Genomic DNA, 14,881 nt, shown 5'->3' on the forward strand with positions numbered 1-14,881 from the left:
CAGATGAAGCCGTACTGCGTAATATGACTTCCGGTCAGCTCTCCGGGGCCAGGGAATCGGCCAGCCGCTGCAGCTTCTGGCGGTGCTCTGCCCACTGCGCCGCGGTGTAGCCGGGCAGCAAATCCAGCGTCGCGGTCCAGCCGGCGCGGCCGTCGAGCTGCTCGCGGATGATATCCAGCTGCCCTGCATGCCGGGAGGTCTCGGCCAAGGCATGGATGAGCAGATGATCCAAGGTGGTATGCCCCGCCGGCCCCCACCACGGGACGTGCACTGCAGAATCCAGGGACAAGGCGGCGATGCCCTCGTCCGCGAAGGCGATGGCCTTGCGGTACAGGCCGATCAGCTGCTTCCCGTCCATCTTGGCGGGCGGAAGGAAATCAGCGTCGGGATCATGCGGGGAGATGAACTCGCGGACATAGGGGTCGTTGGCCTCGCGCTGCAGGCAGGTGCCGAAATACTCGTATTCGTTGATCACCAGATGGTGCAGCACGCCCAGGATGTGGGTGCCGGTAGGGGTGAGCGGGGTGCGGGCCAGCTGCTCGGCCAGGCCCTCGGCCTTGAAGATCGCATTCTCGCGCGCCTCGTTCAGGTACCCGCAGAGCTTGTCCTTGGTGCTGTCCATGGACAGAGTCTAGTGACCGCGGCCGGCGCGCGGTAGGGGACACCGCGTGTTTACCATTGGTAAACTTGCCCCGCAGGCGGTGAAGCCGCCGCGGATGCCGCTGCCGGACACGACGTTGATGGAGCCAAACGATGAAAACCTTGCCAGTTGAACCAACCGGTGCTGCGATCAACATCGGTGCGCGGCTGCGCGGGGTGCGGCAGACCCAGCGCATGACCATTGACCAGGTCGCAGAGCTCTCCGGGCTGACCAAGGGCTTTCTCTCGCGTGTGGAACGCGACCTGACCAGCCCCTCGGTGGCGACGCTGCTGCGCCTGTGCGAGGTGCTGGGCATCGAGGTCGGCACGCTTTTCGAAGTCCCGGAAACGAAACTGGTGCGCCTGGACCAGGCTCCGCGGGTTTCACTGGGCGGCGACGGGATCACCGAGCAGCTGGTGACCCCGCGCAGCGAAAAGCGGCTGCAGATGATCCGCGCCGAGATTGCGCCGAGGGGCACCGGCGAAGCGGAACTGTATTCGATGGATTGCGAGCTGGAAGTGCTGCACGTGATCGCCGGAGAATTCATCCTGATCCTGCCCGACCAGCGGTTGGAGCTTCAGGCGGGCGACACCGTAACCTTCCCGGGGCGCGAGCCGCATAGCTGGGAGAACCCTTCCGATGAGCCGGCCGTGGTGACCTGGACGCTGATCCTCTCCTGAGCCCAACCCCTGCGCCCGCTGCGGCGGCACGCTCGGCGCGATGCGGCTGCGTGTTCGCTGGCGGAGCGGGCGACCGCGTATTCTAGGAACGATGCGTTGTTCCGGGCGCTCGGAACAATTGGCGATGGGAGAGGCGTGAAGACAGGCGAACCAACCGCGACGCAGGACCAGCTGCGCAGCATCAGCTGGTGGGCTTCGGTGCTTTTCGGCGTTCTTGTCGGCACCACCTTGACCTGGATCCGCACCCAGCGCAATTTCTTCTTCCTCGGCGCCGTGATTCTCGCGGTTGTCATCGTGACCATCGGCGTGCGGACAATTCGCCGGCGTGCCCGTTTCCCGCAGATGGCGCAGGCGCGCACCTCCTGGACCTATGCGCTGTGGACCGCCATCCTGCTCATCCTGGCCGGCCCGATCCAGCTGGTATACGTGGCCGATGACCTTTCCGAGTTGACCATCAAGTCATTGGTGATGTCCGCGGGCTTCGCCCTGGGCATCCATGAGGTCGATCGGGCGCTGGTGAATGCCAGCAAGAAGGGCTCCTCGGCGGCCTGAGCTCCCGGTTTGGATGAAATGGCCTGAAATGTAGTCAAAACATCCAATACGTTGTGGCGCGTTTGCGCATAGTGTGATCCTGATCATCTTTCCAGAAGGGATTGCCATGGCAGGAAACACCGCTAAGAACCACACCGCCGAGCCGGGACTCAAGAAGGTCCTGGGCCGCTGGGACGCTTTGGCCATCGGCGTTGGCGCGATGATCGGCTTCGGCTGGGTCGTGCTCACCGGCGACTGGATCACCACCGCCGGTCCGATAGGAGCCGCGCTGGCCATGCTGGTTGGCGGCGTGATCATGGCGGTCGTGGGCCTGACCTACGCCGAATTGGTTGCCGCCATGCCGAAAGCTGGAGGCGAGCACAACTATCTGCTGCGCGCCATGGGCGCCCGCTGGTCCTTTGCCGGTTCGTGGGCGATCGTCGGTGGCTATATCACGATCGTGGCTTTCGAAGCAGTGGCCCTGCCCAAATCCGTGCTCTACCTCTTCCCCGATCTTTCGCACATCAAATTATGGGAAATCGCCGGTTCCGAGGTCTACCTGACCTGGGCTCTGGTCGGTGTTGCCGGGGCGGTGGCGATCACCTGGATCAACATCCGCGGCATCAAGACCGCCGGCGTGGTGCAGACCTTCGTGGTGATCTTCCTCTTCGTCATCGGCGCCATGCTGCTGGCCGGTGCCTTCAGCGGCGGCGAGAGCGCGAATATGGAGCCGTTCTTCGAGAACGGTGTTGCCGGCTTCTTCGGCGTGATGATCGTGGTGCCGTTCATGTTCGTCGGTTTCGACGTGATCCCGCAGTCCGCCGAGGAATGCGACATCGCCCCGCGGAAAATTGGCAAGTACGTGGTGGTTTCGGTGCTCATCGCCACCGCCTGGTACGTGGGGATCATCCTGGCCACCTCCTCGGGAATGGGCGCATCCGCGCTCGCCGGGTCCGAGCTGGCGACGGCTGACGCGATGGGCGCGCTGTTCAATTCCGGGATCATGGCCAAGGTGCTGATCGCCGGCGGCATCGCCGGGATCCTCACGTCGTGGAATTCCCTGCTGATGGGTGCGTCGCGGCTGATGTACGCGATGGCCAGCTCGGGGATGCTGCCGCGCTGGTTCGCCTACCTGCATCCGAAGTACCGCACCCCGAGCCACGCGCTGCTGTTCATTGGCGGGCTGTCGGTGCTGGCTCCATTCTTCGGCTCCGCCATGCTCGGCTGGCTGGTGGATTCCGGCTCCCCGTCGATCGTGATCGCCTACCTGCTGGTGGGCGTGGCCTTCCTGATCCTGCGCCAGCGCGAACCGCAGATGCCGCGCCCGTTGCGCGTGGGCGGCGCGGGCAACGGCGGCAAGGTCATCGGCGTGCTGTCGGTGGTGTTCTGCGCCGGGCTGATCTCGCTGTACCTTCCGGGAATGCCGGCGGCCATCGCCTGGCAGCCGTGGCTGCTCTTCGCCGCATGGTGGGTGCTGGGCACGGGCTTCCTGATGCGGGTGCCGCGCGGGGTCGCTCCGGGCGAATTCGCCGAAGAGGAGCTGCTGCAGAAGCTGAGCATCCGCCAGCAGGCCAAGCTCGGTGCCACCGGGCCGGACGCCGCCGCAGTGCGCCGCACCGGTGCGCCGAACCCAAGCTCAACCCGGCTCAAGGGCTGAGGTCCGCCGCACCCGAAGCGCGCCGCGGGATCTGGTACTGCCGGATCCCGCGGCGTGCTTATTTCTGCGTCCGGCGAAGTGCCAGCCACAGCGAGGCGGCGGCATCCGGATCATCGAGGTCGATGCCGAGCACGTCCTGGGCCACGCTGATGCGGTGGCGCAGGGAATTGCGGTGGATGCCCAGTTCGCGGGAGGCTTCCTCCCAATGCCCGCGATGGCGCAGATAGGAGGTGACCGCCGAAAGCAGATCGGCGCGCGGGTATTCGGCGAGAGCCGTGACCCAGGTTTCCGCGCTGGCATCGAAGCCCGGGGAGCTGGAGGCCATGGTCCCCACCGGGACAGCATCCAGCGCGTGGCGCAGGGCAGGGAGATTGGCGGGGATCTCGGCCAGGTTCAGCGGGTGGGAGAGCACCGCCTGGACCTCAGGTGCCGGGGAATCGAATGGTTCGCGCGCCATCGGTTCCGTGGCGCTGCCGGCCGGCGGCGCCAGCGGCGCGTCCGTGCCGGGATGTTCCGCTGGTTCGGGGAGGACCAAGTAATTTTCGGAGCCATCCTGGTAGTGGAGCTGGCATTCTTCGACCGCGGCGGAGATATCGGGCAACGCCGCTGGACGCTGGAGCGAAGGCAACGCATGCAGTGCGGTCGCGGCATCGGTATTGGCTCCTGCCCGGTACACCAGGATCCGCACGCGGGAAGGCAAACTGTCCAACCCGGCGTCTTCCCCGACCAGGCGCGCCGCCTCGGGTTGGCCATGCAGCAGCAATTTGGCGGTGGCCGCGCTGAGCGCCTGATGCGTGCTGGCGGCCAATTCCCGCTGCCTGGCGCGCAGGGACAGCAGCGTGCACGCGGTCATGATGATCTGCCGGTCGGCCTTGGTCGGCTTGCGGCCTGCGGATACGCCGAGATATCCCTGGATCCTGGTCCCGGAAAGGATCGGGTAGAGCACTACTTCGTGGCCCTGGACCTCGAACGTGGACGCCGCGGGCATGCCGTTGCGCCGGAAACGCATGGATTCATGGCGGAGCTCGACCAGGAATACTTCGGCTGACGCCGGGTAGCAGGTCGCCGGGCGGGCATCGACCGAGAGGTAGGCGGCCCAGCCTTTCACGGCTTCGGCCAGGCCGCGCACTACGGCATTGATGGCATCCGGACGGACCGCGGCCCGCGCCAGCGCAGTCTGGGTGCCCAAGGAGCCCATCAGGTTCGACTCCTGGTCGCGTGAGGCCAGGCGCCAGTATGCCCGTGAAATATTTTGGAATGGGATCTGGTCGGGGACGATGCCCAGCTCTATGCCGGCCTGGTCGCAGGCCTCGATGACATGCTCGGGCACGGCGTTCAGCCACGGACCGAGCCCCAGTCCCAAGGCGAATACCTGCTTGGCCTGCAGCCGGCGCATGTAGGCGCGGGAAGCTTCAGCGCTGGCGGCGAAGGGCATGCCGGTGGTCAGCAGCAGCTCGCCGCCATCCAGGTAGGCGGTGGGATCCTCCAGCTCGGAGACATGCACCCCGCTGACCGGCAGGGCCCGGAAGGTTCCGGCAGTAGCGGGGAGGAATTCGGCACCCAATTCCGTGCCGAGCTGCAAAAGAGTAATCATTGGGTAAATTATCCAAGAAGGATGCCGAGTTTGGATGCAATGACCAATGACGCGTGTCACGCGGATTTCTAGGCTTGAGCCATGACTGAAACCCTTGCCGCCATCGACGCGCCAACCCTGCCCCAGACCCGCCATCTTGCCACCAGCATTCCCGGCCCCCGCTCAGCTGCGCTCCACGAGCAGCGGGTGCAGCAGGTCAGCAGCGGGTTTGGCATCACCCTGCCGGTCTTCGTCAACCGGGCCGATGGCGGGATCATCGAAGACGTCGATGGCAATCGCCTGATCGACTTCGCTTCGGGGATTGCCGTGACGTCACTGGGTGCTGCCAACCGCCGCGTGGCCGAACGCGTGGCCAAGCAGCTTGAAGACTTCACCCATACCTGCTTCATGGTCACCGAATACGAATCCTTCACCCAGGTGTGCGGCTGGTTGAACCAGCACACCCCCGGCGACTTCGAGAAGCGCACGGCGCTGTTCTCCACCGGGGCCGAGGCCGTGGAGAACGCGGTCAAGATTGCCCGCGCCGCCACCGGGCGGGCCAACGTGCTGGTCTTCGACGAGGCCTACCATGGCCGTTCGCTGCTGACCATGGGCATGACCGCCAAGGTCAATCCGTACAAGCTGAACTTCGGCCCGATGCCCGAGCATATTGTGCGCGCAGCTTCGGCGAACCCGTTGCGTCCCGCCGCCGGCGCGGCTACCGTCGAGGCGGTCTTGGCCTCGGTCGAGCAGACCCTGGTGGAGCACGGCCCGCAGTCCTTCGCAGCGATGGTGATCGAGCCGATCCAGGGCGAAGGAGGCTTCGTGGTTCCGATGGCTGGATTCATCCCGGGCCTGCGCAAGCTGGCTGACAAGCACGGCATCGTGCTGGTCATCGACGAGATCCAGGCCGGCATGGGACGCACCGGCAAGCTCTTCGCCTCGGAGCACGAGGGCGTGGCAGGAGACCTGATCCTCACGGCCAAGGCCCTGGCCAACGGAGTGCCGCTGTCTGCGGTGACCGGCCGTACCGAGCTGATGAATGCCCCGCACGCCGGAGGCCTGGGCGGCACCTATGCCGGCAACCCGCTGGCCTGCGAAGCAGCACTGGCAGTCTTCGAGCAGTTCGAGGATGGGGCGCTGCTGGAAAATGCCCAGCTGATTGAGCGGGTAGCCCGCGAAATCCTCGAACCGCTGGTGCAGCAGACCTCGGTGGTGGCCGAGGTGCGCGGCCGCGGCGCCATGCTGGCTATCGAGTTCGCCGACGCGGGCAGCTTGGCGCCGCGCGCCGATGTGGCCGCCGCGGTCTCCAAGGCCTGCCATGGTGCCGGGGTGCTGACCTTGACCTGCGGCACGCACGGCAACGTGCTGCGCCTGCTGCCGCCGCTGGTGATCGGCGAAGAACTGCTGCGCGATGGATTAGCGGTGCTTGCCCAGCAGATCCGCAGCGCTGCCAGCTGATCTCCTCACTTCTCCTCCCTGGAATTCCGGCGCAAGCCGCAGTCCCCTCCCGGACTGCGGCTTGCGCCCTTTCATGCCCGCATTCTGCCTGGCCCTGTCGTTGGATCTTGACGTGACCCAGCAGACAAAATAGCATAATGGAAAACTGAAGTTTCATATTAGACAACTTGGGCTGTGGTCCTCGTGCGTCTGGGGAGGAAGTTGCGATGAAGGAAATCCGCATCGAGGAAAATGGCCGGCTGGGACCGATCAATGCCGCGGAGATTCCCCGCTATGCAGGGGGCGGCACCTACGCCCGGTTGCCGCGCCTGGACCAGGTGGAGCAGGCCGACATCAAGATTGTTGGCGTGCCTTTCGACACCGGGGTGTCCTACCGTCCCGGCGCCCGCTTCGGTGCCAACCACGTGCGCGAATCCTCGCGCCTGATCCGCCCCTACAACCCGGCCACCGACACCTCGCCCTTTGCGCAGAGCCAGGTGGCTGACGCCGGTGACATGGCGGTCAACCCGTTCAACATCAACGAGGCCATCGAGACCATTGAGCACAACGCGCTGGAACTGACCAGCGACGGCTCCACCCTGGTCACCGTGGGCGGCGACCACACCATCGCGCTGCCGCTGCTGCGCGCCGCCTCCCAGCGCGCCGGAGCCCCGGTGGCGATGCTGCACTTCGACGCGCACCTGGACACCTGGGACACCTACTTCGGCGCCGAATACACCCACGGCACTCCGTTCCGACGTGCCGTCGAGGAAGGCATCCTGGACACCGAGGCGATCTGCCACGTGGGCACCCGCGGACCGCTGTACGGCAAGAAGGACCTGGAAGACGACAAGCGCTTCGGCTTCGGCATCGTGACCAGCTCGGATGTCTACTACCAGGGCGTGCGCGAGATCGTGGACAAGCTGCGGGACCGCATCGGCAACCGCCCACTGTACATTTCGGTGGACATCGACGTGCTGGACCCAGCCCACGCCCCGGGCACCGGCACCCCGGAAGCCGGCGGCATCACCAGCCGCGAATTGCTTGAAATCCTGCGCGGTTTGCGTGGGCTGAACATCATCGGCGCGGATATCGTGGAAGTGGCCCCCGCCTACGACCATGCGGAACTGACCGGCGTGGCCGCCAGCCACGTCACCTACGACCTGATCAGCCTGATCAGCGACTTCCGCGCCAGCAAGGGAATGAATGCCTCATGAGCGAGCAACCGCAACGCAACGGCGGCGACCTGGTCATCGAGACCCTCACCGCACTCGGCGCCAAGACCGTGTTCGGGATCCCCGGGCAGCACGCCCTGGGACTGTTCGACGCGCTCTCGCGCTCCAACCTGGAATTCATCTCCTCGCGCGTCGAGAACAACTCCGCCTTCGCCGCCGACGGCTACTCGCGTGCCACCGGGGAAGTGGGCGTGCTGTTCCTCTCCACCGGCCCCGGGGCGCTGACTTCCCTGGCCGGGCTGCAGGAAGCCTACGCCACTGGTGTGCCGATGGTCGTCGTCGCCAGCCAGATCCCGCTGGACGGGCTGGGTGCCCGGCGCAAGGGCATGCTGCACCAGCTCGATGACCAGAAGGCCTCGGCCGCCAACGTCACCAAGTTCCAGCAGACCGTGCACCATGCCTCCGGCATCCCCTCGGCCATCCAGGACGCCTGGGCCCGGGCCATCACCGTGCCCATGGGGCCGGTCTGGGTCGAGGTGCCGCAGGATGTGCTGCTCGCCCCGGTGATGGTGCCGCCGGTGCAGGACGCCCTGGCCGAAGCCTATGAGCATCCGCCGCGCGAAGAGCTGATCGGCGAAGCCATGCGCTGGCTGGCCGAGGCGAAGCGCCCGGCCATCATCGCCGGCGGCGGCGTGCGCCGGGCCGGCGCGCAGGCCGAGCTGCTGGCCGTGGCGGAGAAGCTGCAGGCCCCGGTGCTGTGCAGCCCCGGCGGCAACGGCGCCTTCCCCTGGGAGCACGAGCTCTCCTTGCAGTCGTGGGTCGAGGACCGCTACGTCTCGGAGGTCATGGAAGACGCCGACGTGCTGGTGGTCATCGGTTCATCCCTGGGCGAGGTCACCAGCAACTACTTCACCCTGGAACCGCGCGGCAAGATGATCCAGATCGATGCCGAGCCGCGCGTGCTCGAATCGAACACCCCCGCCCTGGGCATCCGCGCCGATGCCCGCGAGGCCCTGAAATTCCTCGATGGGGAAATGCGCAAGACCGGCTTCACCGCCCAGGCCTCCTGGCATGGGAGCACCCCGCAGCAGGTGGTGGCCGAGACCCTGGCGAAGGTGCAGGCCCGCCTGGATGCCCAGGACCTGGGCAAGGAGCGGAAGTTCATGGCCGATATCCGGGCCGCCGTCCCGGCCGGGATGCAGACCTTCTGGGACATGACCATTGCCGCCTACTGGGGGTGGAGCTGCTGGGACGCCAAGGACGGCGAATTCCATTCCGCGCAGGGCGCCGGCGGCCTCGGCTTCGGATTCCCCGCCGCGATCGGCGGCGCCATCGGCTCGAAGCAGCGCGTGCTGGCGGTCAGCGGAGACGGCTCATCGATGTACTCCATCGCCGAACTGGCCACCGCCAAGCAGCACCAGGCACCGGTCACCTGGCTGATCGTCGATGATGGCGGCTACGGCATCCTGCGCGAATACATGGAGGGGGCCTTCGGCAAGGCCACCGCCACCGAGCTGGCACGGCCCGACTTCGTGGCGCTGGCCCAGTCCTTCGGCATCCCCGCCCGGGCGGTGGAACCGGAAGGCATCGGTGCCGCGCTCGCCGAGGCGCTGGAGGCGGACGGGCCGAACGTCATTGTGGTCCGCACCCTGCTGAAGATGTTCGCGCCCACGCACCTGTAAAGGCATCCGGACACGTCGACGGCCTCGGATCCGCTGCTCTCACGAGCGGCGGGTCCGGGGCCGTGGTGATTAATGGATGGTGAAACGGTGCAGGTCAGTGGGTGAAGTGGAATACCACGCCGAAAAGCACTGTCGAGACGCCCAGGCTAATGCCGATGAGCAGTGGCTCCCAGTCCAGGGACTGGGCTGCCAACATCACTGCGAAGGCAGCGAAAAGCAGAATTGCTCCGATGCCTCCCAGGATCACCCCTCCGCCACCATGGTGCCGCACGGCGGAGTGTGCGGTCCGGTTAAATAGTGGTGCCATGCCGCCATGGTACGTCCGAAACCGGGTAAAGCCGAGGGATGGGGCCAACAACTTCGATATTGTCTGCTTTGTTGGCTCAGCGGCCGGTGCGCAGCTGGTGGATTTGCTCGGCAGCGGAGGCCAGCGAGGGGTAGTCGGCGCCGGGGCCCTGGGCGATGAAACCCGGGCAGTGGTGGTCGGCCAGTCCTGCTTGCCCGTAGGACAGGCCGCGGAACGTGCCCTTGGCCATGCGCACCAGATGCGCGCCGGCGGCCACATCCCACACCTTGGTATCGAAGCCGATCACGGCATCGCACCAGCCTGCCGCCACATGGGCCAGGGACAACGCCGCGCAGACCTTGCGCCGCACCGTGGCGAAGTCCTGGATCCACTGGCCCAGAAGCTTCAGCGACAGATCACCGTCCTTGAGCATGGATTCCGCTCCCGGGTAATCGGTCATCAGGTTGGCGCGGGACTGCTCGGGACGGGCACCGGGCTCAAGGACTTGTCCATTGAGGAATGCGGTATCCGAATTGGCACTGAATTCATCGCCGGAGATCGGATCGAGGATTGCGGCGGCAACCAGTTGGCCATCGATGGCGGCGGCGATCGAGATGCAGAAGAATGCCACGCCGTGGACGAAATTGCTGGTGCCGTCAATCGGATCAACGATCCACTGCACCTTGCCGGGAGCCTGCTGGCCGTGCTCGCCGGAGATCCGCTCTTCGCCGAGCACCCAGGAACCGGGGCAGGCCGTGAGCAGTGCGTCGGTGATGATCCGCTGGCTACGCCGGTCGATGCCGGTGACCAGATCATGCGTGTTGGTTTTGTGTTCGGCGTGCACGGTGCCGCGGAAGGAAGCGCGCAGCAGTTCGGCGGACTGGCGAGCTGCTTCAAGCGCTGCAAGACGCAGTTCTTCGGCGTAGTTGGTGCGGGCTTGGACTCGCTGATCATTCACGAAGTCCAGCTTACCGCCGGCACGGAACGCCAAAAACGTTGACTAAAGCAACTAATTAAACTTACTGTGGTGGAAACACAATAGATAGGCAGCCGATAGACCGTGGACAAGTCTCCAGACAGCCATTCGGATTCAGAGCTCAAGAGCCTGCTCGACGAGCTGGCGCGCAGTTCCAGGATCCTACGCGTGTTCTCGCATATGGACCAGACGGACCTCGAGGTTTCCAACGCCTCCCATCATGTGCTCAAGACGCTGAAATCCCGTGAACCCACGCATGCTGCCGACCTTGCCCAGGTCCTCGGCATCGGCACTGCGGCAATGAGCCGGCACCTGGCGGAACTGGAGCAGTCGGGCCTGGTTGACAGGCGGCCCAGCCAAATCGATGCCCGCCGCCATGTGCTTTGGGTGACCGAGGCGGGGTGCGAGCGGCTTGAATTCCGCGACCGATTGCGCCTGGAGCGCATGCGCCAGGTCCTTCCCGACTGGGACAGCTCCCGCATGGCCAGTGTTGCCCACGCTTTGGGCGAGTTGAACGATACGATGATTCGCGGTATCCAATCCCAGCGCACCGATCAGTTCGGCACCGAGCAAAACACCACCGGAAACAACGCAGAAAATACCGACCTTGGATAAGAGCATGCCGGAAAAAGACCGTCCTACCGACCTCACCGAGGTGGCCGCGGACCAGCCGCAGATGGACCAGCGCGAGGTGCTCAAGTCCATCGCTGGAGTCTTGGCATCCTTCTTCGCCGCGATGCTCGCGGCGACCATCGTGTCCATTGCCCTGCCGACCATCATGGATGTCCTGGGCGGCTCGCAAACCGACTTCAACTGGGTCTTGAGCACCACGCTGCTGGCCAATGCCGCCACCACACCCATCTGGGGCAAGATGGCAGATCTCTTCGACAAGAAGAAGCTGCTGCAAGCGGGCATCCTGGTGTTCGTGCTCGGCTCGCTGCTGGCCGGGCTCGCCTGGTCGATACCTGTGCTGCTGTTCGCCAGGGTCATCCAGGGCATCGGCATGGGCGGGCTGACGGCCATGGGCATGGCGGTCATCGGCACGGTCATTCCGCCACGAGAACGCGGACGCTATTCGGGATATTTCGGCGCGGTCATGGCTGTCTCCACCGCGGCAGGCCCGCTGCTGGGTGGATTCATCGTGGACTCGCCGCTTGGCTGGCGCTGGTGCTTCTTCTTCGGCATTCCGATCAGTTTGCTCTCGATGATCCTGATCCACCGGACCCTGCACCTGAAGCACGTGAAGCGCCCGGTGCATATCGACTGGGTGGGCGCCATCCTGCTGACCACCTCCGTCTCCATCCTGCTGATCTGGGTGTCCTATGTGGGCAAGAATGATTACTTCGGCTGGAATTCGTGGCAGACCTACACCATGGTCTCGACGGTCATCTTGCTGGCCGCAGCGCTGCTGCTCGTGGAATCGCGGGTTCCCGAACCGATCATCCCGCTGAAGATCATTTGCACCCGGACCACGTCGCTGGCGATCCTCGCCTCGATCTCGATCGGCGTGGGAATGTTCGGCACCGGCGCCTTCATCGGCCAGTACTTCCAGATCGCCCGCGAAGCCACGCCCACCATGGCCGGGCTGATGACCTTGCCTATGATCGCCGGCAACTACTTCGGATCGGTCTTCTCGGGACAGATGATCACCCGCTTCGGCCGGTGGAAAATCTACCTGCTGATCGGTTCAATCCTCAATATCGCCGGCCTCGGCCTGCTGGGAACGATGCACCACGATACCGAATACTGGATCTTGGCCTGCGGCATGTTCCTGAACGGCGTGGGCATGGGGTTCATGCTGCAGAACCTGGTGCTCTCGGTGCAGAACACGGTGAAAGTCACCGACATCGGTGCGGCGAGCTCTTCGGTGGCGTTCTTCCGTTCAGTTGGCGGCTCGGCAGGCGTCGCGGTGCTCGGCGCGCTGCTGTCCCGAAATGTGGCTGACCTCATCACCGAATCCTTGGCGGCCAAGGGGCAGCTTTCCGCGGCACCGGCCACCGAGGATTCGCTGAATCTTTCGGGGATGCCCGATGCGTTGCGGCTGGTGGTCGAAGCCGCCTATGGCGAGGCGACAGGAATCGTCTTCACCGTTTCGGCAGCCGTGGCAGTTATCGCCTTCGTATGCACCGTGTTCATCAAGGAAGTGCCGCTGCGCAAGACGATCTAGCGGGCGTGGCGTTGTCGCGGAGGCGAATCAGGATAAGCTTCAAACCATGAGCAGCATGCAACCGATCCAGCAGAAGGTATCACTGACCGAGCAGGTGTCCACGATGATCCGTGCTGCCATCGTTGCCGGCGAGATGGCTCCGGGGGAGCACTACTCAGCGATTGGAATTTCGGAAAAGCTGGGCGTTTCGCGGACTCCGGTGCGCGAGGCCCTGCAGCTGCTGGAAAAAGAGGGCATCGTGACCGTGGCGAAAAACCGCGGGGTGCGCGTCAACCAGATTTCCCTGGACGAGATTGTCGAAGTCTTCCAGCTGCGGCTGGCCATTGAGCCAGCTGCTGCCGCACGCGGCGTGCGGAATGCTACGGAGGATGACATCAAGCAGCTGAAGTTGCTGCACCAGCGCATGCTCGAGATCGGTGAAACCGGTGATGGCCGGGCAACGCTGGAAGCCGACAAGGAATTCCACCTCTGCCTGCTGGGATTGGCCGGCAACGCGAAGCTCGACAATGTGGTGGGGGAGTTGCGCAACCTGGTCCTGGCTCACGGGCAGACCACCGTGCCCTTCGCCCGGTCCAGCCAGGATTTGGCCGGGGATCGCGAGGAAATCATGGCAGCGATTCTGGCCAAGGATCCGCAAGCCGCGGCTGCGGCCGTCCGGGACCACGTCATGCGCACCGCGCAGATGCTGATCAAGTCCGTCTGTTCGCGCACCGAGGGGCTGGACGCGCAACCGTTCCTGGAGCGGTTGGACGCCTTGATTTCCTAGCAGCAAGCCCAAGCGTTCCGCGCCAGCCTGAACGCAATTGGCGCCGAGGCGGCGACGAAACATCATGAAAATCCTTGCCAAGGTGATCTGCACGACATAGAGTTGCATGCAACATGTAACTAATGATTTTTGTGGATTGAAGGTGTGGAAGCGAATGAGCCAACCGCTCGAAGGGATCAAGGTCATCGACCTCTCGCGCATCCTGGCCGGACCGCTGTGCTCCATGACCCTGGCGGACTTCGGAGCCGACGTCCTCAAGGTGGAAAGCGCTGCCGGGGATGAGACCCGCAGCTGGAAGCCGCCGGTCAACGCCCAGGGCATCAGCACCTATTACTGGTCGGTGAACCGCAATAAGCAGGCAGTAGTCGCCGACTTTGCGGACACGGCGCAGCTGCAGGCCCTGCGCGCATTGATCCGCGAGGCAGACGTGCTGGTGGAGAATTTCCGTCCCGGCGTCCTGGCCAAATTCGGCTTGGACTACGACAGCCTTCGCGAACTGAATCCGGCACTGGTCTATTGCTCCATCTCGGGATTCGGCGAAAAGCAGGGCGCGGCACTGCCCGGCTTCGACCTGCTGGTGCAGGCCGTGGGCGGGCTGATGAGCATCACCGGCGAACCCGACGGGCCTCCGAACAAGGTGGGCGTGGCCCTGGTGGATGTCCTGGCCGCGCAGAATGCGGTGGCCGGGATCCTGCTGGCCTTGCGCGAACGCGATTCCAGCGGTTTCGGCCAACGGGTGAGCATCAACCTGCTCGGCTCGCTGCTGGCCGGGCTGGCCAACCAGTCCAGCAGCACGCTGGCTACCGGAAAATCCCCGGCGCGCATGGGCAACGCGCACCCGAGCATCGCGCCCTATGAAACCTTCGCTGCCAGCGATGGCGTCGTGGCGATTGCAGTCGGCAACGACCGCCAGTTCGCCGCCCTGGCCCAGCACCTGGGCCAGCCGGAACTGGTCCACGATCCGCGCTTTGGCAGCAACAGCGCACGCGTGGCCCACCGGACCGAACTGAAGGCCATCATCGAAGCGGCCACCGCATCGGCCACGGCCGCGCACTGGGCGGCAGCGCTGATGGCCGCGGGAGTCCCCGCCGGCAAGGTCAACTCCATCGCCGAGGCCATCGACTTCGCCAAGGAACTCGGCCTGGATCCGGTCGCGCTGATCACCGATCCGGCCACCGGAGAGGTGACCGAGCAGATCGCCAGCCCCATCGGGCTCTCGCGCACCGGAGCCCAATACCGCAGCATCCCGCCGGCCCACGGGGAGCACCAGGAACTTCTTGGCACCTTCGCCAACAGCTAATCGCAAGA

At 65.0% G+C, this 14,881-nt stretch carries 14 protein-coding genes; 10 read left to right on the plus strand and 4 right to left on the minus strand.

Annotated features, from left to right (window positions below; genetic code table 11):
• Nucleotides 1–34: 34 nt before the first annotated feature.
• Complete coding sequence (locus EKH49_RS14595; RefSeq protein WP_128471414.1) at nt 35–622, minus strand: DinB family protein; 588 nt, start codon at nt 620–622, stop codon at nt 35–37.
• Nucleotides 623–753: 131 nt separating this feature from the next.
• Here EKH49_RS14595 and EKH49_RS14600 point away from each other — a divergent pair, with 131 nt between their 5' ends.
• The 3 genes from EKH49_RS14600 to EKH49_RS14610 all read left to right on the plus strand — a co-directional run bounded on the left by EKH49_RS14600 (nt 754) and on the right by EKH49_RS14610 (nt 3,508).
• A complete protein-coding gene (locus EKH49_RS14600) occupies nt 754–1,320 on the plus strand; it encodes a cupin domain-containing protein (protein ID WP_038990023.1) in 567 nt (188 codons plus the stop codon).
• 135 nt (nt 1,321–1,455) lie between these two features.
• On the plus strand, nt 1,456–1,872 hold the full coding sequence (locus EKH49_RS14605; protein ID WP_128471415.1) for a hypothetical protein: 417 nt from the start codon (nt 1,456–1,458) through the stop codon (nt 1,870–1,872).
• Between the two features lie 106 nt (nt 1,873–1,978).
• Entirely contained in the window at nt 1,979–3,508 is a 1,530-nt protein-coding gene (locus EKH49_RS14610; protein WP_128471416.1) for an APC family permease, read from the plus strand.
• Between the two features lie 58 nt (nt 3,509–3,566).
• On the opposite strand, the gene EKH49_RS14615 is transcribed toward EKH49_RS14610, so the two are convergent.
• Nucleotides 3,567–5,102, minus strand: a complete 1,536-nt coding sequence (locus tag EKH49_RS14615; RefSeq protein WP_128471417.1) for a PucR family transcriptional regulator — start codon at nt 5,100–5,102, stop codon at nt 3,567–3,569.
• A gap of 81 nt (nt 5,103–5,183) precedes the next feature.
• Here EKH49_RS14615 and EKH49_RS14620 point away from each other — a divergent pair, with 81 nt between their 5' ends.
• The 3 genes from EKH49_RS14620 (at nt 5,184) to EKH49_RS14630 (ending at nt 9,378) form a co-directional block, all read left to right on the plus strand.
• Nucleotides 5,184–6,542: an aminotransferase class III-fold pyridoxal phosphate-dependent enzyme gene (locus EKH49_RS14620; protein WP_128471418.1), complete on the plus strand. Its 1,359-nt coding sequence runs from the start codon at nt 5,184–5,186 to the stop codon at nt 6,540–6,542.
• A gap of 206 nt (nt 6,543–6,748) precedes the next feature.
• Complete coding sequence (gene speB, locus EKH49_RS14625) at nt 6,749–7,738, plus strand: agmatinase (protein ID WP_128471419.1); 990 nt, start codon at nt 6,749–6,751, stop codon at nt 7,736–7,738.
• On the plus strand, nt 7,735–9,378 hold the full coding sequence (locus EKH49_RS14630; RefSeq protein WP_128471420.1) for a thiamine pyrophosphate-binding protein: 1,644 nt from the start codon (nt 7,735–7,737) through the stop codon (nt 9,376–9,378). The genes speB and EKH49_RS14630 overlap by 4 nt, the downstream gene beginning before the upstream one ends.
• A 94-nt stretch (nt 9,379–9,472) precedes the next feature.
• On the opposite strand, the gene EKH49_RS14635 is transcribed toward EKH49_RS14630, so the two are convergent.
• Nucleotides 9,473–9,685 (minus strand): hypothetical protein, encoded by a 213-nt coding sequence (locus EKH49_RS14635; RefSeq protein WP_128471421.1) that lies wholly within the window; start codon nt 9,683–9,685, stop codon nt 9,473–9,475.
• Between the two features lie 76 nt (nt 9,686–9,761).
• On the minus strand, nt 9,762–10,622 hold the full coding sequence (locus EKH49_RS14640) for an inositol monophosphatase family protein (protein ID WP_128471422.1): 861 nt from the start codon (nt 10,620–10,622) through the stop codon (nt 9,762–9,764).
• Between the two features lie 102 nt (nt 10,623–10,724).
• Between EKH49_RS14640 and EKH49_RS14645 the strand changes: the two genes are divergently transcribed.
• The 4 genes from EKH49_RS14645 to EKH49_RS14660 all read left to right on the plus strand — a co-directional run bounded on the left by EKH49_RS14645 (nt 10,725) and on the right by EKH49_RS14660 (nt 14,873).
• Nucleotides 10,725–11,255 carry a MarR family winged helix-turn-helix transcriptional regulator gene (locus EKH49_RS14645; protein ID WP_128471423.1) on the plus strand — a complete coding sequence of 177 codons (531 nt, stop codon included), beginning with the start codon at nt 10,725–10,727 and terminating at the stop codon, nt 11,253–11,255.
• Entirely contained in the window at nt 11,248–12,807 is a 1,560-nt protein-coding gene (locus tag EKH49_RS14650; RefSeq protein WP_128471424.1) for an MFS transporter, read from the plus strand. Before EKH49_RS14645 ends, EKH49_RS14650 begins: the two co-directional genes overlap by 8 nt.
• A gap of 46 nt (nt 12,808–12,853) precedes the next feature.
• Complete coding sequence (locus EKH49_RS14655; protein ID WP_161567537.1) at nt 12,854–13,573, plus strand: GntR family transcriptional regulator; 720 nt, start codon at nt 12,854–12,856, stop codon at nt 13,571–13,573.
• A gap of 154 nt (nt 13,574–13,727) precedes the next feature.
• The gene (locus EKH49_RS14660; RefSeq protein ID WP_128471426.1) at nt 13,728–14,873 is read left to right on the plus strand and encodes a CaiB/BaiF CoA transferase family protein; all 1,146 of its coding nucleotides are present in this window, start codon (nt 13,728–13,730) and stop codon (nt 14,871–14,873) included.
• Nucleotides 14,874–14,881 lie beyond the last annotated feature (8 nt).

The organism is Glutamicibacter sp. HZAU, from assembly GCF_004100365.1.
GTDB lineage: Bacteria > Actinomycetota > Actinomycetes > Actinomycetales > Micrococcaceae > Glutamicibacter > Glutamicibacter nicotianae.

Bases quoted from the DNA above. Each gene is read 5' to 3' on its own strand.
- speB (WP_128471419.1), top strand. From the start codon at position 6,749: ATGAAGGAAATCCGCATCGAGGAAAATGGCCGGCTGGGACCGATCAAT.
- EKH49_RS14610 (WP_128471416.1), top strand. From the start codon at position 1,979: ATGGCAGGAAACACCGCTAAGAACCACACCGCCGAGCCGGGACTCAAG.
- EKH49_RS14630 (WP_128471420.1), top strand. From the start codon at position 7,735: ATGAGCGAGCAACCGCAACGCAACGGCGGCGACCTGGTCATCGAGACC.
- EKH49_RS14620 (WP_128471418.1), top strand. From the start codon at position 5,184: ATGACTGAAACCCTTGCCGCCATCGACGCGCCAACCCTGCCCCAGACC.
- EKH49_RS14635 (WP_128471421.1), bottom strand. From the start codon at position 9,685: ATGGCACCACTATTTAACCGGACCGCACACTCCGCCGTGCGGCACCAT.
- EKH49_RS14615 (WP_128471417.1), bottom strand. From the start codon at position 5,102: ATGATTACTCTTTTGCAGCTCGGCACGGAATTGGGTGCCGAATTCCTC.
- EKH49_RS14655 (WP_161567537.1), top strand. From the start codon at position 12,854: ATGAGCAGCATGCAACCGATCCAGCAGAAGGTATCACTGACCGAGCAG.
- EKH49_RS14595 (WP_128471414.1), bottom strand. From the start codon at position 622: ATGGACAGCACCAAGGACAAGCTCTGCGGGTACCTGAACGAGGCGCGC.
- EKH49_RS14660 (WP_128471426.1), top strand. From the start codon at position 13,728: ATGAGCCAACCGCTCGAAGGGATCAAGGTCATCGACCTCTCGCGCATC.
- EKH49_RS14600 (WP_038990023.1), top strand. From the start codon at position 754: ATGAAAACCTTGCCAGTTGAACCAACCGGTGCTGCGATCAACATCGGT.